Genomic DNA, 20,693 nt, shown 5'->3' with positions numbered 1-20,693 from the left:
CGCCCCGCTCCGGACCTTCCGTGACGCACGGTCCGCCACCCCCGCGAACTCCCGCCGCACCGGCCTGAACTGCGCGAACCGCCACCCGTCCGCAGGTCTCGGGGTGTCGCGCACGGCATGCTCCAACTGCCTTGTTGTCCTTACGTCTTGACGTACCCCGTCACTACGCGTTTGCTTCCTTCACACCATCGGTTGCGCATGACGCTCCCCCCACCCGGAAGGCGCCTGATGTGAGCGTTCCTACCCTCCGCGGGACCCCCCTGCCCCGCCTCGCGATAACCCTGGCCGCCTCCGCGTCCGCGCTCACGCTCACCGCGTGCGGCGTCGTCGACGGCATCGGCGGCGGTGACACCTCCGCGTCCCCGACGAAGGGCGACGACATCACGGTGGGGCTGCTCCTGCCCGACAAGGACACGGCCCGGTTCGAGGCCTTCGACCACCCCATCTTCAAGAAGGAGGTCGCCTCCCTCACGCACGGCAAGGGCAAGGTCGACTACGCCAATGCCGAGGCGAGCAAGGACAAGCAGAGCCGGCAGTTCCGGGAGATGGTGGCCAAGAAGGTCGACATCATCGTGGTGGACGCGGTGGACGCCGCGGCCATCGCGCCGGACGTCCGGAAGGCGAAGGACGCCGGTATCCCCGTCATCGCCTACGACCGGCTCGCGCAGGGCCCGATCGACGCGTACGTCTCGCACGACAACGAACTCGTCGGCGAGGTCCAGGGCCGCGCCATCCTTGAGGCGCTCGGCAGCAAGGCGGCGACCAGCAGGATCGTCATGATGAACGGCGACCCCGCGGACCCGAACACGGCGAGTTTCAAGGACGGCGCCCTCGCCGAACTCAAGGACAGGGTCCGCATCGCCGAGCAGTACGACACCGACAAGTGGTCGCCCGAGGTCGCCGGGGCGAACATGAAGAAGGCGATCCAGGCCGTCGGCCTGAACAACATCGCCGCCGTCTACTCGGCCAACGACGGCATGGCCGGCGCCGTCATCGACGCGCTGAAGCAGGCGGGCGCCACCACGATCCCCCCGGTGACCGGGCAGGACGCGAACCTGGACGCGGTGCAGCGGGTCGTCTCGGGCGAGCAGTACATGACCGTGTACAAGCCGTTCCTGGACGAGGCCACCGACGCCGCGCAGATGGCGGTGTACAAGGTGCAGGGCCGTGACATCCAGTACGACGCGCTGACCCAGGACAAGGTCGACAGCCCGACCGAGAAGGACATCCCCGCGACGCTCGTGCCGGTGGTCGCCCTCACGAAGGACAACATCAAGGACACGGTGATCGAGGACGGCGTCTACACCGTCGCCGACATCTGCACCCCGAAGTACCGGTCGGCCTGCGCCGCGATCGGCCTCAAGTAGCGGTGCCGATCAGGCCGTTGCGCTCTGGCGGCCCTGCACCTCGGCGCGGAACCGCCCCGGAGTGGCTCCGAACTCCCGCTTGAAGGCGTGCGAGAGGGCGTAGGGAGTGCCGTAGCCGACCCGGCGGGCGATGGCGGCCAGCGGCTCCTCGGTGTCGCGGAGCAGTGTCGCGGCGAGGGTCAGGCGCCACCAGGTGAGGTACGTCATCGGCGCCCGGCCCACCAGGCCGGCGAACCGGCGGGCCAGGGTCGGCCGGGAGACGCCCACCTCGGTGGCGAGGCGGTCGTTGGTCCAGGCGGCGGCCGGGTCCGCGTGCAGCGCGCGCAGCGCGGCGGCGGTGACCGGATCGGTCAGCACGGCCGGCCAGGCACCGGTCGCGCCCTCGGCCATCCAGGACCGGATCATGTAGACGAACAGCAGGTCCAGCAGGCTGGGGACCACCGTGCCCGAGCCGGGCCGCCGCGCCTCCAGCTCCCGGCCCAACAGGTCGATCGCCGCCCGGAGTTCGGGGTGGCTGCCCACCCGGTTGGGCAGGTGGACGGCCACGGGCAGCTCCGCCATGAGCGGGTGGGCGTGGCTGCGGTCGAGCCGGTACTTGCCGCACAGCAGCTCGACCCCGCCGTACGCCCCGTACGCCGTCCGCTCGTCCGGCCCCTCGTCCCCCGCCCAGCGCTCGAACGGCACCGCGCGCCGCACGGCCGCCGCGTCGGCGGCGGAGTCGGCGAGCACGTGCCCCGTGCCGTGCGGGAGCAGCACCGCGTCTCCGGTGCCCAGCGGGACCGGGGCGCCGCCGTCGGGAAGCAGCCAGCAGGTCCCCTTCAGTACGACGTGGAAGCCCGCGCCCTCGTACGGAGCCAGCCGTGTGCACCAGGTGCCGCTCACCCGCACCCGGTTGGACGAGGGCTGTCCGACCCTGACGGCCGCGATCGCGTCGCTCAGCACATCCACGGCGGCAGGATATCCCGCAGGGCTCGGAGGTGAGCCGGGCGCGTATTCCGATGAGCACGAAGAGCATTGAGACGCTCACCAGTGCTCCCTAGGGTCGATTCCATGGAGAGCGAGAATTCCCCGAACATAAATTCCCCGAGCATCCCGAGCGGCCCGAGTATCCGGAGCGGCCCGAGTATCCGGAGCGAGAGTTCCGGACGCGACGATTCCCGGCGCGAGGGCTTCGTGCAGCGCACCGTGCTGGGTGACGTCGAGGTCATCCGCGTCGTCGAGTGGCAGGGGCCGTTCACGCCGGCCCGCACCCTCGTGCCGCAGTCGTCCGCCGGGGTCTGGGCGGACAACGCGGACTGGCTGGCGCCGGACCACTGGGACCCGGCGGCCGACCGGGCGGTGGCCGCGCTGGGCACCTGGGTGCTGCGCAGCGGCGGGCGGACCGTGCTGGTCGACACCCCGGTGGGCAACGGGCGCGAGCGGCCGGGCCTGCCCGGGTTCCACCAGTGGCAGGGCGACTTCCTCGGGCTGCTGGCCCGGGCCGGGGTGCGGCCCGAGGACGTCGACGTCGTCGTCAACACCCATGTGCACGCCGACCACGTCGGCTGGAACACGGTCGGCGTCGAGGGCGGCTGGGCGCCCGCGTTCCCCAACGCCCGGTACCTCGTCCCGACCGCCGACGACTTCCACTTCGGGCCGGAGAACGGATACGGAAACGGGGTGGGGGAGGACGACCGGCTCGTCTACGAGGACAGCATCGCGCCGGTCCACCGGGCCGGTCAGGCCGTCCTGTGGGACGGCGTCCACCGCATCGACGAACACCTCACCCTGGAGTCGGCGCCCGGCCACACCCCCGGCTCCTCGGTGCTCCGGCTCGCGTCGGGGAGCGACCGCGCGGTCTTCGTCGGCGACCTGCTGCACAGCCCGGTCCAGATCCTCCGGCCGCAGTGGAACAGCTGCTTCTGCCTCGACCCCGCGCAGGCGGAGGCCAGCCGCCGCCGGATCCTCGAACGGGCCGCCGCCACCCGCGAACTGGTTGTCCCCGCGCACTTCGGCGGACCGGGCGCGGTGGAGGTCCGCAAGGCGGGCGAGGGGTTCGCACTCGGCCCCTGGGCGGCCTTCGCGCTCTGACGGTCCGCAGGTCCCCCGACCGTCCGCGGCGGCGCCGGCCGTCGGCCGGATCGTCAGGCCGGATCGTCAGGCCGGCGACGCGGCCGGGGTCTCGCCCCCGGCCGGGGGCGGGGGCGCCGCCAGGAACTCCACCACGGCCAGCACGAACAGCAGGCACAGGGCGATGCCGACCACCACCCAGCCGGTGGGGAACGACCACAGCAGGTAGACCAGCACCGCCACGGCGACCAGGACCCAGGTGATCCAGGTGCGGTACCGGCGTACGAAGGGGCCGACCGGGCCGGTGCGCAGTCCGGCGCGGTCGGCGGTGCCGCGTACCGCTCCGATCCCGGACGTCCACAGGCCCCGGACCAGCCCGGCGTAGCGGCCGGCGCCGGTGAGCCAGGCGGCGAGGGCGACGACGACGGCCAGGGCCACGACCATGCGCACGCCGGTGCGCAGGAAGTGGGTCAGCGCGTCGTAGACGGCGGCCGCCGCGCCCGGGGAGACGCCCGCGGGCAGCCGGTCCAGGTAGAACACGCGGAACACGCGCAGCCCGATGCCGAGCAGCCCGGTGGTGACGGCGACCCCGATGCAGCCGGCCACCAGGGCCCGGCGCCGCCGGACCGCGAGCAGTACCCCGGCGGCGACCAGCAGCACGGCCAGCAGGGGCAGCCAGTTCCCGGCGAGCTGGAGCAGCCGTACGTAGGTCTTGACCTTGCCGACCTGGTCGGACCTGGCGAGGGTGAAGTCGGTGTGGACGGCGGGGATGTGCTCGGCGGGGGTCAGTCCGGCGTCGACGAGCCGCTGCTTGACCTGGTCCACGAGGGGGCCGATGTCGAGGGTGACGCTGTCGTTCGTCAGCTGCACCGCGCCGCCGCCGCTGCCGGTGAGGGCCTTGTCGAGGCTGCTGTGGATCCGGCGGTTGGCGTCGGTCCACACGGTCCGGAACGCGTCGGACGCGGCGACCTCGCGGGCCTTGTCGTGGACGAAGCTGCGCACGGCCCCTTCGAGCGCGTCGCCGAGCCTGCCGCCCAGCGCCTGTTGCAGACGGGGCCGGTCCGCTGGGGCCACGTCGGCGAGCAGGGCGGGCAGGTCGAGGTGGCTCATGAGCGCGTCGGTGGCCCGGTTGGCCACGGCGTTCTGCACGTCGGGATCGGAGGCGAGCGGGGCGACCGTGCTGACGTAGCGGTCGGTGTCGCCCACCTGGCCCGCCGCCCACGAGGCGACCACGGCGAGCGGGGCGAGCAGACAGCCGACGACGACCAGGACGACGGCGAGGAGGGACCTGACGTGGTGCCGGGGCGGCCGGGCCCGTTCCTTCTCCAGGGCCGCGACCCGGGCCCGCAGTTCCCGGACGTCGTCGGACCGCCCGGCCTCGCCGTCCGCGTGCGCGCTGTCCTCCGTCACCCGTACCTCCAGGTCGCTCCGGCCCTCCTCCAGCCGAACCGCCAGGGAGCACACCCGCGAGCAGGAGGGGGCCGTCCGGGTCACCGGCGCGGCCGGCCGGGCCCCGCACGGGCGCTCAGCCGCCGCCGAGAACCTGCCGGAACACGTCCGCGTGTGCGGTGCACCAGTCGGCGAAGGTGCGCGGCTTGCGGGCGAGGAGAACGACCTCCTGGACGCACCCGGCGCTCCCGCCGGCCGGATGTGACCTTTCGCCGGGACGGTCGGTCAGGCGAGGTCGAGATAGCGGTCGATGCGGGAGTCGTCCTCGTCGGTGGCGAGCCACCGTGAGCAGGGGAACGACCATTCCTTGTCGGAGTCCTCGTCCCGGATCGTGATGCGGTCCAGGAACCACCCCGGCCTGGAGCCCGAGTTGTCGTGGCGGATGCGGACCCGGTAGAGATCCCCCAGGTCCTTGAGGGTGTGGGTGAACGTGTCCGCGCTGTCGCGCTCGAAGTCGTCCCTTCCGCTGTCGAGTTGCAGTTCGTCGCTGCTGCCGTTGCTGCCGAAGACCGTGAGGCAGACGTTGGCGTCTGTTCCGGCGCCGTCCACGTTTCCGGTGTGGACGGTGATCCTGTAATCCGGCATGGCCACCCCCTGGGCATGTTTTCCGGCATGGTCCTGCAATTTCTCGTACGACCGCAATCCGTCGCCGGACAGCCGCGGGCGGCTCGATGTGGCAGTAGTCCGGGTACTCGGAATGCATTGCCGGAGTCGGACGAAAAGCGGGCGCGCCGTACCGTGAGATCGTCGATCGATTCGGAGTGCGGTCTCCTACTTCCATATGCGGGCTTTCTTTTTCCCGTCGTATCGAGGAGTGTGATTCGGCGAACCAGGTCTCCGGCAGAATGGGGTGGAGTTCCGATGGCGACCGTCTGGCTCGAAAAAGTGTTCAATCAGAGCGACTACAGTTTCACGCTCCTGCAGAACGACGGAACGTGGCGGCCGTACTGCAGGGAGCGGGGAAAGAGCTACGGCAGGGACGAGGAAATCGTACTGAGCGGCGGTGACGTCCTGACGTTCGACCACTTCTTCCTCCCCTGGGTCGACTGGGGCAGGCTGCGCGTACAGGGACCGGAAGGCGGAATCGATTTTGTCGTCGGGCCCGTCAGTTGGTCCAGCCTGGACAATCTGCGCGGGTTCGACGACCGGCAGGAAGAGATATTCACCGCCGAGATGGGTCCCAGGGGGTCGTGGTGGTCATCCTCCGTCTCCCTGCACCTCACCTTTCACAACGACGGCATGAGGTGGTCGATCTGGTCCGCGACCAAGGTCGGCACGGACGTTCTCGGCAAGGCCGCCTCCTATCTGGACCTGGCCGCCACCGAACTCATCAAGAAATTGATCGGGAGCCTGTTCGAAAAACCGCACGTGTGAGAACCAGCAATCCCTGATTTCCTGGAGAAAACACGACGCCCTCCGGACCGCAGCGGTCCGGAGGGCGTGGTTCGGTGTGTGATACCCGGGTTACTTCACCGGCTCGGGCTCCGGAGCGGGCTCCTGCTCCGCCTCGCCCGCCGGGTCGACCGGGGTCCGGACCGAGTCGAGGAGCAGCTGGGCCACGTCCACCACCTGGATGGACTCCTTGGCCTTGCCGTCGTTCTTCTTGCCGTTGACCGAGTCGGTCAGCATCACGAGGCAGAACGGGCAGGCGGTGGACACGATGTCGGGGTTGACCGACAGGGCCTCGTCGACACGCTCGTTGTTGATGCGCTTGCCGATCCGCTCCTCCATCCACATCCGCGCGCCACCGGCGCCGCAGCAGAAGCCGCGCTCCTTGTGGCGGTGCATCTCCTCGTTCCTGAGGCCCGGGACGCTGGCGATGATCTCGCGCGGGGGCGTGTAGATCTTGTTGTGGCGGCCCAGGTAGCAGGGGTCGTGGTAGGTGATGATGCCCTCGACCGGGGTGACCGGGACCAGCTTGCCCTCGTCCACCAGGTGCTGGAGCAGCTGGGTGTGGTGGATGACCTCGTAGTCGCCGCCGAGCTGCGGGTACTCGTTGCCGATGGTGTTGAGGCAGTGCGGGCAGGTGGCGACGATCTTCTTGGCCGACTTCGGCTTGCGGGACTCCTCGGTCACCTTGCCGTCGTCGTCCAGCTCCTCGCCGAACGCCGTGTTCAGCGCCATGACGTTCTCCATGCCGAGCTCCTGGAACAGGGGCTCGTTGCCCAGGCGGCGGGCGGAGTCGCCGGTGCACTTCTCGTCGCCGCCCATGATCGCGAACTTGACGCCCGCGATGTGGAGGAGCTCGGCGAAGGCCTTCGTCGTCTTCTTGGCACGGTCTTCGAGGGAGCCCGCGCAGCCGACCCAGTACAGGTACTCGACCTCGGTGAGGTCCTCGATGTCCTTGCCGACGACCGGGATCTCGAAGTCGACCTCCTTGAGCCACTCCAGGCGCTGCTTCTTCGCCAGGCCCCAGGGGTTGCCCTTCTTCTCCAGGTTCTTGAGCATCGTGCCCGCCTCGGACGGGAACGCGGACTCGATCATCACCTGGTAGCGGCGCATGTCGACGATGTGGTCGACGTGCTCGATGTCCACCGGGCACTGCTCGACACAGGCGCCGCAGGTGGTGCAGGACCACAGCACGTCCGGGTCGATGACGCCGTTCTCCTCGGCGGTGCCGATGAGGGGGCGCTCGGCCTCCGCGAGAGCGGCCGCCGGAACGGAGGCCAGCTGCTCCTCGGACGCCTTCTCCGCGCCCTCCGCGTTCTTGCCGCCGCCGGCCAGCAGGTAGGGCGCCTTGGCGTGCGAGTGGTCCCGCAGGGACATGATCAGCAGCTTGGGGGAGAGCGGCTTGCCGGTGTTCCAGGCCGGGCACTGCGACTGGCAGCGGCCGCACTCGGTGCAGGTGGAGAAGTCGAGCAGGCCCTTCCAGGAGAAGTGCTCGATCTGCGAGACGCCGAAGACGTCGTCCTCACCGGGGTCGGTGAAGTCGATCGGCTTGCCGCCGGAGGTCATCGGGAGCAGGCCGCCGAGCGAGGTCTCACCGGTCGCGTTCCGCTTGAACCAGATGTTCGGGAAGGCGAGGAAGCGGTGCCAGGCGACGCCCATGTCGGTCTTGAGGGAGACCGTGATCATCCAGATGAAGGAGGTCCCGATCTTGATCATCGCGGTGAGGTAGACCAGGTTCTGCAGCGTGTCGACGCTCGTGCCCCGGAAGGCGGCGACCAGGGGGTACGAGGCGAAGTACGCGGCCTCGTAGCCGTGCACGCCGGCGAGGGCGCCCTCCAGGCCGCGCAGGGTCATGATGGCGAGGCCGATGATGAGGATCACGGCCTCGACGAAGTAGGCCTGGCCGAAGTTCGAGCCGGCGAACCGGGACTTGCGGCCCGGCCGGCGCGGGTGGCTCAGCTGCCGGATGACGATGAGCGTGAGGATGCCCAGCGTGGTCATCGTGCCGATGAACTCGACGAACATCTCGTACGGCAGCCAGTGGCCGATGACCGGCAGCATCCAGTCGGCCTGGAACAGCTGGCCGAAGGCGTTGATCAGCGTCAGCACCAGGGAGAAGAAGCCGACGGCGACGAACCAGTGGGCGACACCCACCACACCCCACCGGTTCATCCGGGTGTGGCCGAGGAACTCCCTGATCACCGTGGCGGTGCGGGCGGTCCAGTCGTCGGTGCGGGTGCCCGCCGGGACGTCCTGGCCGAGCCGTACGAACCGGTAGATCTGCGCGATGGCGCGGCCGAACAGCGCGACGCCGACCACGGCGAGTACCAGCGACACGATGATCGCGGCGAGTTGCATGGGGGCTCCTCGGGCCTGCGAGGGGTCTCTTCGGGTTTCTTCGCGTCGCATCGCGAGGTGCCCGAAATTACTAAGCGGTAACTTATGCAGTCGGTCTGAGACTACCCGCATCTTTACTCGCACTGTAGTCAGGTGCGGGGTGATCTGGATCGCTGAGGTCTGCCTGAGGCCCGCCTGGGCGGTACGCCCCAACCCGATCGTGTTATTCGTACAGAATTGTTACATCCAGGTCTAATTTGGACCCGTGCTCTACGGGATCGCCGCCGCCACCACCGCCTTCCTGCTCGCCGCCGTCCTCGCCGCGCTCATCCGGCCGTGTGCCCTGCGGCTCGGGCTCGTCGACCGCAGGCGGGCCCGGCGCGTGCCCGCGCTGGGCGGCCTCGCCGTGGTCGGCGCCACCTGCCTGGTCGCGTACGCCGGCGACTGGACCGGGGTCGCCCCGCTCGGCACCGGCGTCGGGGAGCTGGTGGCCGCCGGGGGAGCCGTGGCCCTGCTCGGGCTGGTCGCCGACGTGTGGCGGCTCAAGACGCGGTTCCTGCTGCTCGGTACGGCGGTGGCGGCCGCGTGCGTCGTGCCGTACGGCGAGTTCGGCGCGGTCGGCGGGCTGCTCGGCGCCGGGTGGATCGCCTTCGTCGCCGTCGCCTTCAAGGGGCTCGACCACGCGGACGGGCTGGCCGGGACCGTCGGGGTGGTGACCGCCTTCGGGGCCGGGGCCTGTGCCGCGGCCGAGGTGATGGACGGGCTCGCCGTGCTGCTCAGTGTGCTGGCGGCCGCGCTCACCGGGTTCCTGATGCACAACTGGCATCCCGCGCGGATCGCCCTGGGCGCCGGCGGCTCGCTGTTCGCCGGGTTCGTGCTGGCCGCGGCCGCGCTGGTCACCCGGACCGGGCACGATCCCGCCGCGAGCGCGGGCGTGCTGTTCGCGCTCACCGCCGTCGCGAGCGCCGACGTGCTGCTCGTCCTGCTGTCGCGGCTGCTCGCCGGGCGGCCGGTGCTGCGGCGCGGGCCCGACCATCTCGTGCACCGGCTGCGGCGCCTCGGGTTCACCTCGCCGGGGGCGACCGTCGCCCTCGGCACCGGATCCTTCGCCGGGGTGCTCGTCGCGGTGCTCGTGCACGGCGGCTGGGTCGGCCGGACCGGCGCCACATGGGTCGCCTGCGTCACCTTCGGTGTCGTGCTCGTACTCCTTCGAATCCCGGTGTACGGGCCCCGGCAGGGAGAATCGTCGCAGGTCAGCGGGCACTTGCGTGTAAGGAGCGGATAAGACTTGAGTCTGTCCCACTCAGGTCTGTTGACCCAGGGCGAGGCTTGATGCACACTTGAGTCCGTTCCACTCAAGTCAGCTGGAGGAAATCACCATGGCACGTGCGGTCGGCATCGACCTGGGCACGACTAACTCCGTCGTCAGCGTTCTTGAAGGCGGCGAGCCCACCGTCATCACCAACGCCGAGGGTGCCCGGACCACGCCGTCCGTCGTCGCCTTCGCGAAGAACGGCGAGGTTCTGGTAGGCGAGGTCGCCAAGCGCCAGGCGGTCACCAACGTGGACCGGACGATCCGGTCCGTGAAGCGTCACATGGGTACCGACTGGAAGATCCAGCTGGACGGGAAGGACTTCAACCCCCAGCAGATCTCCGCGTTCATCCTGCAGAAGCTCAAGCGGGATGCCGAGGCGTACCTGGGCGAGAAGGTGACCGACGCGGTCATCACCGTCCCGGCTTACTTCAACGACTCCGAGCGCCAGGCGACGAAGGAGGCCGGCGAGATCGCCGGTCTGAACGTCCTGCGCATCGTCAACGAGCCCACCGCGGCCGCGCTCGCGTACGGCCTCGACAAGGACGACCAGACGATCCTCGTCTTCGACCTCGGTGGCGGCACCTTCGACGTGTCCCTCCTGGAGATCGGCGACGGCGTCGTCGAGGTGAAGGCCACCAACGGCGACAACCACCTCGGTGGTGACGACTGGGACCAGCGCGTCGTCGACTACCTGGTCAAGCAGTTCGCCGCCGGTCACGGCGTGGACCTCGGCAAGGACAAGATGGCCCTGCAGCGCCTCCGCGAGGCCGCCGAGAAGGCCAAGATCGAGCTGTCCAGCTCCACCGAGACCTCGATCAACCTGCCCTACATCACCGCCTCCGCCGAGGGTCCCCTGCACCTCGACGAGAAGCTCACCCGCGCCCAGTTCCAGCAGCTGACCGCGGACCTGCTGGAGCGCTGCAAGACGCCGTTCCACAACGTCATCAAGGACGCCGGCATCCAGCTCGGCGAGATCGACCACGTCGTCCTCGTCGGCGGCTCCACCCGGATGCCCGCCGTCGCCGAGCTCGTCAAGGAGCTGACCGGCGGCAAGGACGCCAACAAGGGCGTCAACCCGGACGAGGTCGTCGCCATCGGCGCCGCCCTGCAGGCCGGTGTGCTCAAGGGTGAGGTCAAGGACGTCCTGCTCCTCGACGTGACCCCGCTGTCCCTCGGTATCGAGACCAAGGGCGGCATCATGACCAAGCTCATCGAGCGGAACACGACGATCCCGACCAAGCGGTCCGAGATCTTCACCACCGCCGAGGACAACCAGCCCTCCGTCCAGATCCAGGTCTACCAGGGCGAGCGCGAGATCGCGGCGTACAACAAGAAGCTCGGCATGTTCGAGCTGACCGGTCTGCCGCCGGCCCCGCGCGGTGTCCCGCAGATCGAGGTCGCCTTCGACATCGACGCCAACGGCATCATGCACGTGACCGCGAAGGACCTCGGCACGGGCAAGGAGCAGAAGATGACCGTCACCGGCGGCTCCTCGCTGCCGAAGGACGAGGTCGACCGGATGCGCCAGGAGGCCGAGCAGTACGCGGAGGAGGACCACCGCCGCCGCGAGGCCGCCGAGACCCGCAACCAGGGCGAGCAGCTCGTCTACCAGACCGAGAAGTTCCTCAAGGACAACGAGGACAAGGTCCCGGGCGAGATCAAGACCGAGGTCGAGGCCGCCATCGAGGAGCTCAAGGAGCACCTCAAGGGCGAGGACACCGCCGAGATCCGCACCGCCACCGAGAAGGTCGCCGCCGTCTCCCAGAAGCTGGGCCAGGCCATGTACGCCGACGCCCAGGCCTCGCAGGCCGCCGCCGGCGGTGCCCCCGCCGGTGACGCCGCCGACGACGTGGTGGACGCCGAGATCGTCGACGACGAGCGCAAGGACGGTGCCGCGTGACGGAGGAGACCCCGGGCTTCGAGGAGAAGCCCGACGTCCCCTCCGGCGCCACCCCCGACGACGCCGCGCCGAAGGCCGCTCCCGCACAGGGGGCGGCCCCGGCCGGGGACTCAAGCGCACAGCTTGCCGGCCTGACGGCACAGCTGGACCAGGTGCGCACCGCGCTCGGCGAGCGCACCGCGGACCTCCAGCGCCTCCAGGCCGAGTACCAGAACTACCGCCGCCGGGTGGAGCGCGACCGGATCACGGTCCGGGAGATCGCCATCGCGAACCTCCTGACCGAACTCCTGCCCGTGCTCGACGACATCGGCCGCGCGCGGGAACACGGCGAACTGGTCGGCGGTTTCAAGTCGGTGGCCGAGTCGCTGGAGACGGTCGCGGCGAAGATGGGCCTGCAGCAGTTCGGCAAGGAGGGCGAGCCCTTCGACCCGACGATCCACGAGGCGCTGATGCACAGCTACGCGCCGGACGTCACCGAGACGACGTGCGTGGCGATCCTGCAGCCCGGGTATCGCATCGGCGAGCGCACCATCCGCCCCGCGCGGGTGGCGGTCGCCGAACCGCAGCCGGGAGCGACGGCGGTGAAGGCCGAGGGGGCCGACGAGGCCCCGGCGGCCGGCGACGAGAAGGACAACGGCCCTGAAGAGGGCTGACGCAATAAGTACCGAGCGGAAGGAGGGGCGTCGGGGATGAGCACCAAGGACTTCATCGAGAAGGACTACTACAAGGTCCTCGGCGTCCCCAAGGACGCCACCGAGGCCGAGATCAAGAAGGCGTACCGGAAGCTCGCCCGCGAGTTCCACCCGGACGCCAACAAGGGCAACGCCAAGGCCGAGGAGCGCTTCAAGGAGATCTCCGAGGCGAACGACATACTCGGCGACCCCAAGAAGCGCAAGGAGTACGACGAGGCCCGCGCCCTCTTCGGCAACGGCGGCTTCCGCCCGGGGCCGGGCGCGGGCGGCGGCAACTTCAACTTCGACCTGGGCGACCTCTTCGGGGGCAACGCCCAGGGCGGGGGCGGCTTCGGCGGGGGCGGCGGCGGCTTCAGTGACGTCCTGGGGGGCCTGTTCAACCGGGGCGGCGGCACGGCCGGCCGGACCCAGCCGCGGCGCGGCCAGGACATCGAGTCCGAGGTCACGCTGAGTTTCACGGAGGCCATCGAGGGCGCCACGGTCCCGCTGCGGATGTCCTCGCAGTCCCCCTGCAAGGCCTGTTCGGGCACCGGCGACAAGAACGGCACCCCGCGGGTGTGCCCGACCTGTGTCGGCACCGGCCAGGTGGCGCGAGGATCCGGAGGCGGCTTCTCGCTCACCGACCCCTGCCCGGACTGCAAGGGCCGCGGCCTGATCGCCGAGCACCCCTGCATGGAGTGCAAGGGCAGCGGCCGCGCCAAGTCGTCCAGGACCATGCAGGTCCGCATCCCCGCCGGGGTGACCGACGGCCAGCGCATCCGCCTGCGCGGCAAGGGCGCGCCGGGCGAACGCGGCGGTCCGGCGGGCGACCTGTACGTGATGGTCCACGTCGACACCCACCCGGTGTTCGGCCGCAAGGACGACAACCTCACGGTGACCGTCCCGGTGACCTTCACCGAGGCGGCGCTCGGCGGCGAGGTCAGGGTGCCCACCCTGGGCGGACCGCCGGTCACCCTGAAACTGCCCCCGGGCACGCCCAACGGCCGCACCATGCGCGCCCGTGGCAAGGGCGCGGTCCGCAAGGACGGCACCCGCGGCGACCTCCTGGTCACCGTCGAGGTGAGTGTCCCGAAGGACCTGTCGGGGAAGGCTCGTGACGCGCTGGAGGCGTATCGCGAGGCGACCGCGGGCGAGGACCCGCGGGCCGAGCTGTTCGAGGCCGCGAAGGGAGCATGACAGAGATGGACGGCCGTCGACGTAACCCGTATGAACTGACCGAGGAGACCCCGGTCTACGTCATCTCGGTGGCGGCCCAGCTCTCCGGACTGCACCCGCAGACGCTGCGCCAGTACGACCGCCTGGGGCTGGTCTCCCCCGACCGCACGGCCGGGCGGGGCCGCCGCTACTCGGCCCGTGACATCGAACTGCTCCGCCAGGTGCAGGCGCTGTCGCAGGACGAGGGCATCAACCTGGCCGGCATCAAGCGCATCATCGAACTGGAGAACCAGGTCATCGCGCTCCAGCAGCGGGTCGCCGAACTCCAGGCGGCGGTCGACGGCGCGGCGGCCGCGATGCAGCAGCGCGAGGCCGCCGTCCACGCCTCCTACCGCCGCGACCTGGTCCCGTACCAGGAGGTGCAGCAGACCAGCGCACTGGTGGTGTGGCGGCCGAAGAAGGCGAAGGACTGAGCAGGACCGAGCAGACGGGAAGGGCCCGGAGGTCGTGGACCTCCGGGCCCTTCCCGTGCCGGTCACGGCTCCAGGACCGCCGACTCCGCGCCGGGCGCCGACTCCGTGCCGTCGGCGTACAGCGCGGTCACCCAGTAGTGGTGGAGTTGCCCGCGTTGTCGATCGCATCCACCCATTGACGTCCTCTCCAGCCCGAGGACTGGAGATTCCGGTCCGTACCGCTTCGCGGTACCACCGTGGGTTCCTGCTTCACGGGTCCGTGCCGGTCGGTGAGGACCGGTCTTACCAGACCTCCACCGGCCTGACTTCCCGCCCGTCCGGCGGTAGGTCCGACAACTACGTTGCCGGACAGGGCGATCATGCCATGGCTCTGCGGCCCTCCGGGCCGCCGGGGCGAGTATGCCGTACACCTCTCCACCCTGAAGGATGGAGCGCCCGGCACCGCCCGCCAGGTCACCGTGGCCGTGGTGTCCGTGACCGACCAGCCGAGGCCGGTCGGCGCGGCCAGCGTGATGCTGGTGACCGACTGGTCGGCGGTGCCGGCGGATTCGTTGCCCGCCTTGTCGTAGGCGCGCACCTCGTAGTAGTAGACGGCGCCGGTCGCGGGCGGGGTGTCGGTGTACGAGGTCGCGGTGGTGGTGGTCAGCCGGGTCCAGCCGGTGCTGCCCCGCAGCCGCCGGTAGACCCGGTAGCCCGCGAGGTCCAGCTCCTGGTTCTTCGTCCAGCTCAGCTTCGTCGTGTTGGATCCGCTGTCGTAGGACACCAGCGGATCCAGCGGGGTGAGCGGCTTGACCTTGTCGACGGCGGCCGAAGTACTCGGCGTGTAGGTGAACTTGGCCTTGGCGGCGCCGGTCCAGTTGGCGTAGTCGACGCGGAGGGTGTGCCTGCCCTTGGGGACGGTGACGTTGACGGTCTTGGCGACGGTCTTGGTGGTGTTCTTCCACAGGTCGATCCTGCGGGTGCCGTCGAGGTAGACGCGGATGCCGTCGAGTCCGGAGGCGGCGAGGGCGAAGGGTCCGCCGGAGCCGAAGTCCCGGGTCACCGTCCAGCGGACGCCGAAGTTGTCCTTCGGCAGCCCGGACGCGGGCGCCCCGCTCCAGCTCTCGCTGATCGCGGAGTCGCAGTCGGTCTTCTTCGGGGTGCCCTTGAACGTGGTGTTCGCGAACAACTCCCGCTTGAAGACGGGGGACGCACAGGTCGTGGCGGCCGAGGCGGTCACGGCGGTGCTGCCGAGCAGGGTGCCGGCCGTGGCGAGCACCACGGCGACGGCCGCGGTGCCTCTGGCTGGGTTCATTCGGTCCTCTGGTCGTATGGCCGCGCCGGGGGCGGCTGTCGCCGATGACGACTCACGAGGAAAGGACTTGGTTGTACCGATCTTTGCCTTCTCGTGAACTCCCGTTGGATGGAGGGTCCGTAAAGAGTGTTTGGAGAGGGTTCCGCTCCGCCTTCACAGGTGCAGCGGAGCGTGGTGTTGCGCACTCGTTAAGTAGTTCCGCTTGACGCCGGGTGTGGCGTACGCGTTGGCTTTTCAGACATCTGGGTCGCAAAGCAGCCCACGTCCGGAACGCACCTGAAGTGAGCCCCCGTATGCGTCGTATAGCCATGTTTGTGGCCGCGTCCACGATGACCCTTTCGCTTGCCGGCTGCGGCATGCTCAACGCGACAGGATCGTCGACCACCGCGACCCCGACGAAGGGCAACGACATCACGGTGGGCGTGCTGATGCCGGACAAGATCAACACCCGGTACACCAACTTCGACTACCCGATCATGAAGGCGAAGATCGCCGAGCTCACCAACAAGCAGGGCCAGGTCGACTACCAGAACGCCGCGTCGACCGCCTCCACGCAGGCGAAGCAGATGCAGAAGATGATCGACGACAAGGTCGACGTGATCATCCTGGACTCGGTCGACTCGCACGCCATCGCCGGCACGGTGAAGAAGGCCAAGGAGGCGGGCATCCCGGTCATCGCCTACGACCGCCTCGCCGAGGGCCCCATCGCCGGCTATGTCTCCTTCGACAACGAGCTGGTGGGCGAGGTGCAGGCCCGTACGCTCCTGGAGGGCCTCGGCAGCAACGTCGACACCTCCGACAAGGTCATCATGATCAACGGCTCGCCGACCGACCCGAACGCCAAGCAGTTCAAGACGGGCGCCCTGTCCGAGCTGACCGGCAAGGTGACGATTCCGACCGGGGCCATGTTCGACACCAAGGACTGGGACCCGGGGATCGCCCAGCAGGAGGTCACCAAGGCGATCGGCTCGATCGGCAAGGACAACATCGCCGGCGTCTACTCCGCCAACGACGCGATGGCGGGCGGCATCGTCAAGGCCCTCAAGGCGGCCGGCGTCACCACCATGCCGCCCATCACCGGCCAGGACGCGGACCTCGACGCCATCCAGCGGATCCTCATCGGCGAGCAGTACATGACGGTCTACAAGCCGTACCCGGACGAGGCCGAGGCCGCCGCCGAGATGGCCGTCTACAAGGTGCAGGGCAAGGACATCCAGTTCGACGCGCTCACCCAGGACACCGTCGACAGCCCGACCAACAAGAACATCCCGTCCCAGCTGGTCCAGGTGAACGCCGTGACCAAGAGCAAGATCAAGGACACCGTCGTCGCGGACGGCATCTACAAGATCTCGCAGATCTGCACGGCCACGTACAAGACCGCTTGCGCGGAGGCGGGCCTCAAGTAAAGCCTTGCCTGGCAGCCCCGTTCCCTTCGCAGGGAACGGGGCTGCTGTGCGCTCCGGGCGGGGTGTCACTTACCGGCGCTGGCAGGGTGCCGCTGCGCCCACCCGTGCCGCCCTGCGGCACGCCTGCCCGCAGCTATGTCCATGTAGGAGGCGGCTGAGCAGCGCGCCCCTTCAGGGGCGCGGGGAACTGCGCGACCAGCCCCCGCCGGCCCGCGGGCGAACGACTACGCCACCCTCGTGAACTCCACGGTCACCTCCGGAGCCCCTCCCGGGACCCCCCGGTAGATCCCCTTATGAGGCGTGACGTCGTCGTAGTCCCGGCCCCGGCCCACCACCACGTGGTCCTCCCCGGCCCGCACCCGGTTCGTCGGGTCGTACCCGCACCAGTCGCCGGCCCAGTACTCGATCCACGCATGGCTCTGCCCGGCGACCGGCCGGTTCAGTTCCGCCTCCCGCTCCGGGTGCAGGTACCCGGAGACGTACCGGGCCGGCAGCCCCAGCCCCCTCAGCAGGGCGATGGTGAGATGGGTGATGTCCTGGCAGACGCCCGCCCGCTGGGCCCACGCCTCCGCGGGGGAGGTGTTCACGCCGGTCGTCCCCGGCAGGTAGGCCACCCGGTCGGCGACCATCTCGGAGACGGCCACCGCGGCCTCGTGCGGCCCCAGCCCCTCCGCCGCGGCCCGCGCCTTCTTCACCAGCTTCTTCGGCACCGACGTACGGGAGGTCGGGCCCGCGAACTCCAGCAGCCGTGACCCGGCGGCCTGTTCGGCCAGCTCCGCCCAGTCCGGCGCGGCCGGCAGCGGCCCCGGCGCCGAGGTCTCCACCAGGCTCGACGCGGTGATCGTCAGATCCTCGTGCGGGTCGATCAGATCGAACCCGGTGACCTGGGTGCCCCAGTAGTCCCAGTACGACCAGACGGCGGTCGCCGGCTGCACGGTGACCCGCGCGTCCAGGGTGGTCTGCCCCGGCAGGGTCAGCGGGGTCATCCGCACCTCGTTGTGCGAGGAACTGGCGGGCTGGGCGTAGGGGACCCGGGTGGTGTGCCGGATACGGAGGCGACGAGCCATCTCAGGCTCCTTCCTGGGCCCACTCGACGGGCCCCTGGTACGGGAAGAACCGCTCCGCCACCGCGTCGGCGGACGCCATGCAGGCCTGCTGGAGGTCGCGCAGCAGAACGGGCAGCTGATCCTCCAGGGAGGCGGTGTCCAGGTATTCGAGGCGGGTGCGGGCCCGGCCGACGGGGGAGCGGGCGGGGTCCTGACGGGGCCGGCCGAGCGCCGCCAGGCACTCCTCCGCCGTGGTCAGCGCGTGCAGCGCCGAGCGCGGGAAGTCCCGGTCCAGGAGCAGGAATTCGGCCACTCTCGGGGTGTCCCCGAACCCGCTGTGCACCCGTGCGTACGCCTCGTCGGCGCCGCTCGCGCTGAGCAGCGTCGGCCAGTCCGGCGCGTGCGCCGCGTCCAGCACGCGCACCGAAAGGAGTCGTACGGTCATGTCCACCCGCTCCAGGCTCCGCCCGAGGACGACGAACCGCCAGCTGTCGTCCCGGCTCATGGTGGAGTCGGCCAGGCCGAAGAAGAGCGCGGCGCGGCTGCGGACCAGCTCCAGGTAGGCGTAGGGGCCGGTGCGGCGGGCCGCGCGGCGCCGGTCGCCGAGCGCGTGCCAGGTGGAGTTGAGGCACTCCCACATCTCGGAGGAGACGGCCTCGCGGGCGCTGCGCGCGTTCAGCCGGGCGGCGCCCAGGGCGCCCTCGATGGAGCAGGTGGAGCGGGCGTCGAAGGCGAGCTGGTCCAGGACCTGCTGCATGTCGACCCGTTCCGCACCGGCGTCCACGCCGAGGATCGCGTACAGCGACCGGCAGGCCGCGTCCTCGTCGCGCCAGGGGTCCTCCAGCATCCGGTGCAGGTAGGCGTCGAGGATCCGGCCGGTGGCGTCGGCCCGTTCGACGTACCGTCCGGTCCAGGTCAGCGATTCGGCGATACGGGAGAGGATCACGTCGTTCACTGCTGGTGCGCTCCTTCCGGTACGACGGCACGGGTGCCGTCCGGGCCGAGGCGGCGCGGGGCGACCGCGGGGATCGGGCCCGCGTCGACCGGCTCGGGGCGTTCGGCGGGGCCCTCGGCGAGCACCCAGGTGTCCTTGGATCCGCCGCCCTGGCTGGAGTTGACGATCAGGTTGCCCTCCTGGAGGGCGACCCGGGTGAGGCCGCCGGGCAGCACCCAGATGTCGTCGCCGTCGTTCACGGCGAACGGCCGCAGGTCAATGTGGCGCGGTGCCATCCGTTCACCCGAGAGGGTGGGGGAGGTGGAGAGGGCGACCGGGCGCTGCGCGATGAAGCCGCGCGGGTCTGCGGCGACGGCTTTGCGAGTGCGTTCCAGGGTCGCGCGGTCGGCCTTCGGGCCGATCACGATGCCCTGTCCGCCGGCCCCGTCGACGGGCTTCACCACCAGCTGGTCCAGCTGGTCGAGGACGGCCTCCAACTGGCCCGGCTCGTCAGGCCGGTAGGACTCCACGTTGGGGAGCACCGGTTCCTCGCCGAGGTAGTAGCGGATCAGGTCCGGGACGTAGGTGTAGAGGAGTTTGTCGTCGGCGATGCCGTTGCCGACGGCGTTCGCGAGTGTGACGTTCCCCGCGACGGCGGCGCTCAGGATGCCGGGGCAGCCGATCACCGAGTCGGGGCGGAAGTGCAGGGGATCGAGGAAGTCGTCGTCGAGGCGCCGGTACACGACGTGCACGGGCACCTCGCCGCGGGTCGTCCGCATCCAGACCCGGTTGCTGCGGCACACCAGGTCGTGCCCCTCGACCAGCTGCACGCCCATCAGCCGGGCGAGCAGGGCGTGTTCGAAGTAGGCCGCGTTGCTGGGCCCGGGGGTGAGGACGACCACCCGGGGATCGCTCGCCGCCCCGCCGGGCGCCGCCGCCCGCAGCGCGGCCAGCAGCCGCTGGGCGTACCCGTCGACCGGAAGGACGTGCTGCTCGGCGAAGAGCGAGGGGAAGACCCGGGTCATCGCCCTGCGGTTCTCGATGACGTACGACACCCCGCTCGGCACCCGGACGTTGTCCTCCAGCACCCGGAACGCGCCGGCCTCGTCCCGGACCAGGTCGATTCCGGCCACGTGGATGCGCACCCCGCCGGGCGGCTCCACCGCGTGCGCGGCCCGGTGGAAGTGCGGCGAGCCAAGGAGCAGCCGCCAGGGCACCACCCCGTCCTCGAAGGCCCGGGCGTGTCCGTAGGCGTCGGCCAGATAGGCCTCCAGGGCCCGGACCCGCTGGGCCACGCCTCTTTGTATGAGATCCCATTCCAGGGCGTCGAGGATCCTCGGCACCAGGTCAAGCGGCCAGGGCCGCTCCTCGCCCGCGAAGGCGTAGGTCACCCCCCGGTCGGTGAAGGCCCGGGCCATCTGGTCCGCCCGGAACCTCAGTTCACTCGGTTCGATCGGCTGGAGCGCCGCCAGTACCGGCTCGTAGGCGGTCCTGACCTCACCCGGCCGTACAAACATCTCGTCCCACGCGTCGGCCAACGCGTACGCGTCAAATATGTCCGCCATGAAGGGACGTTAGAGCGGGCACGTAACGCGGCGATCACTGGCGGATTTCGGGGATCCGCCGGTCCGCCGCGTCACGCGCCCGCGAGCGACCCTCCCGTGCAACGCACCTCCCCCGTTGGCGCGTTGCACGGGGCCCCGGCCCGATCGGGGGAGGATGGCCCGGGGCCCCGCCGGGTGTACGGCGACACCCGTGGGAAGCGGCTTCCACCCTGCCCCGCACGCCCCGCTGCCACCACCGTCATCTTGTTGCAACGCGGCCTGCGGAGGCGGTGCGATATCCGGCCGTATCCGGGTATTGCGACGCCCCGGGCGCGGGTAGCCG

The 20,693-nt window shown here is 70.3% G+C and carries 16 protein-coding genes and 1 pseudogene; 9 read left to right on the top strand and 8 right to left on the bottom strand.

From position 1 onward, the window contains the following. The first annotated feature begins 230 nt into the window (after window positions 1-230). Window positions 231-1,367, top strand: coding sequence for a sugar ABC transporter substrate-binding protein (locus SSP29_RS09560; protein ID WP_438363784.1), 1,137 nt, complete (start codon window positions 231-233; stop codon window positions 1,365-1,367). Between the two features lie 9 nt (window positions 1,368-1,376). On the opposite strand, the gene SSP29_RS09555 is transcribed toward SSP29_RS09560, so the two are convergent. Next, entirely contained in the window at window positions 1,377-2,315 is a 939-nt protein-coding gene (locus SSP29_RS09555; RefSeq protein ID WP_089100122.1) for an AraC family transcriptional regulator, read from the bottom strand. A gap of 102 nt (window positions 2,316-2,417) precedes the next feature. On the opposite strand from SSP29_RS09555, the gene SSP29_RS09550 reads away from it, so the two are divergent. Beyond that, window positions 2,418-3,437 carry an MBL fold metallo-hydrolase gene (locus SSP29_RS09550; RefSeq protein WP_089100121.1) on the top strand — a complete coding sequence of 340 codons (1,020 nt, stop codon included), beginning with the start codon at window positions 2,418-2,420 and terminating at the stop codon, window positions 3,435-3,437. 66 nt (window positions 3,438-3,503) lie between these two features. Here the strand turns inward: SSP29_RS09550 and SSP29_RS09545 are convergent, their stop codons facing one another. Both SSP29_RS09545 and SSP29_RS09540 read right to left on the bottom strand, forming a co-directional pair. After that, window positions 3,504-4,826, bottom strand: a complete 1,323-nt coding sequence (locus tag SSP29_RS09545; protein WP_089100722.1) for a hypothetical protein — start codon at window positions 4,824-4,826, stop codon at window positions 3,504-3,506. Between the two features lie 264 nt (window positions 4,827-5,090). After that, complete coding sequence (locus tag SSP29_RS09540; protein WP_089100120.1) at window positions 5,091-5,450, bottom strand: PLAT/LH2 domain-containing protein; 360 nt, start codon at window positions 5,448-5,450, stop codon at window positions 5,091-5,093. Between the two features lie 276 nt (window positions 5,451-5,726). Between SSP29_RS09540 and SSP29_RS09535 the strand changes: the two genes are divergently transcribed. Further along, on the top strand, window positions 5,727-6,239 hold the full coding sequence (locus tag SSP29_RS09535) for a hypothetical protein (protein ID WP_089100119.1): 513 nt from the start codon (window positions 5,727-5,729) through the stop codon (window positions 6,237-6,239). A 90-nt stretch (window positions 6,240-6,329) separates the two neighbouring features. On the opposite strand, the gene SSP29_RS09530 is transcribed toward SSP29_RS09535, so the two are convergent. Further along, a complete protein-coding gene (locus SSP29_RS09530) occupies window positions 6,330-8,612 on the bottom strand; it encodes a (Fe-S)-binding protein (protein WP_089100118.1) in 2,283 nt (760 codons plus the stop codon). A 244-nt stretch (window positions 8,613-8,856) separates the two neighbouring features. On the opposite strand from SSP29_RS09530, the gene SSP29_RS09525 reads away from it, so the two are divergent. The 5 genes from SSP29_RS09525 to SSP29_RS09505 all read left to right on the top strand — a co-directional run bounded on the left by SSP29_RS09525 (window position 8,857) and on the right by SSP29_RS09505 (window position 14,126). Further along, window positions 8,857-9,876: an MraY family glycosyltransferase gene (locus SSP29_RS09525; protein ID WP_089100117.1), complete on the top strand. Its 1,020-nt coding sequence runs from the start codon at window positions 8,857-8,859 to the stop codon at window positions 9,874-9,876. A 94-nt stretch (window positions 9,877-9,970) separates the two neighbouring features. Then, a complete protein-coding gene (dnaK, locus tag SSP29_RS09520; RefSeq protein ID WP_089100116.1) occupies window positions 9,971-11,806 on the top strand; it encodes a molecular chaperone DnaK in 1,836 nt (611 codons plus the stop codon). Next, window positions 11,803-12,459 carry a nucleotide exchange factor GrpE gene (gene grpE / locus SSP29_RS09515; protein WP_089100115.1) on the top strand — a complete coding sequence of 219 codons (657 nt, stop codon included), beginning with the start codon at window positions 11,803-11,805 and terminating at the stop codon, window positions 12,457-12,459. The genes dnaK and grpE overlap by 4 nt, the downstream gene beginning before the upstream one ends. Window positions 12,460-12,495: 36 nt before the next feature. Further along, window positions 12,496-13,674, top strand: coding sequence for a molecular chaperone DnaJ (dnaJ, locus tag SSP29_RS09510; protein ID WP_089100114.1), 1,179 nt, complete (start codon window positions 12,496-12,498; stop codon window positions 13,672-13,674). 5 nt (window positions 13,675-13,679) lie between these two features. Continuing rightward, complete coding sequence (locus SSP29_RS09505) at window positions 13,680-14,126, top strand: heat shock protein transcriptional repressor HspR (protein WP_089100113.1); 447 nt, start codon at window positions 13,680-13,682, stop codon at window positions 14,124-14,126. 403 nt (window positions 14,127-14,529) lie between these two features. Here the strand turns inward: SSP29_RS09505 and SSP29_RS09500 are convergent. Then, window positions 14,530-15,420 (bottom strand): annotated as a pseudogene (locus tag SSP29_RS09500) (PA14 domain-containing protein); the annotation flags it as partial. Window positions 15,421-15,713: 293 nt separating this feature from the next. Between SSP29_RS09500 and SSP29_RS09495 the strand changes: the two are divergent. Next, complete coding sequence (locus tag SSP29_RS09495) at window positions 15,714-16,826, top strand: sugar ABC transporter substrate-binding protein (RefSeq protein ID WP_089100111.1); 1,113 nt, start codon at window positions 15,714-15,716, stop codon at window positions 16,824-16,826. Between the two features lie 224 nt (window positions 16,827-17,050). Here the strand turns inward: SSP29_RS09495 and SSP29_RS09490 are convergent, their stop codons facing one another. From SSP29_RS09490 to SSP29_RS09480, 3 genes are read right to left on the bottom strand one after another with little or no spacing between them, the layout of a single operon-like run. Continuing rightward, window positions 17,051-17,893, bottom strand: a complete 843-nt coding sequence (locus SSP29_RS09490; protein WP_089100110.1) for a transglutaminase family protein — start codon at window positions 17,891-17,893, stop codon at window positions 17,051-17,053. 1 nt (window position 17,894) lies between these two features. Beyond that, window positions 17,895-18,827: an alpha-E domain-containing protein gene (locus SSP29_RS09485; protein WP_089100109.1), complete on the bottom strand. Its 933-nt coding sequence runs from the start codon at window positions 18,825-18,827 to the stop codon at window positions 17,895-17,897. After that, window positions 18,824-20,371: a circularly permuted type 2 ATP-grasp protein gene (locus SSP29_RS09480; protein ID WP_089100108.1), complete on the bottom strand. Its 1,548-nt coding sequence runs from the start codon at window positions 20,369-20,371 to the stop codon at window positions 18,824-18,826. Before SSP29_RS09480 ends, SSP29_RS09485 begins: the two co-directional genes overlap by 4 nt. Between the last annotated feature and the right edge of the window lie 322 nt (window positions 20,372-20,693).

This window comes from Streptomyces hyaluromycini (genome assembly GCF_002217755.1).
GTDB lineage: Bacteria > Actinomycetota > Actinomycetes > Streptomycetales > Streptomycetaceae > Streptomyces > Streptomyces hyaluromycini.
The sequence above is the reverse complement of the archived record's forward strand: the minus strand, read 5'-3'. Positions and strand labels throughout refer to the sequence as shown.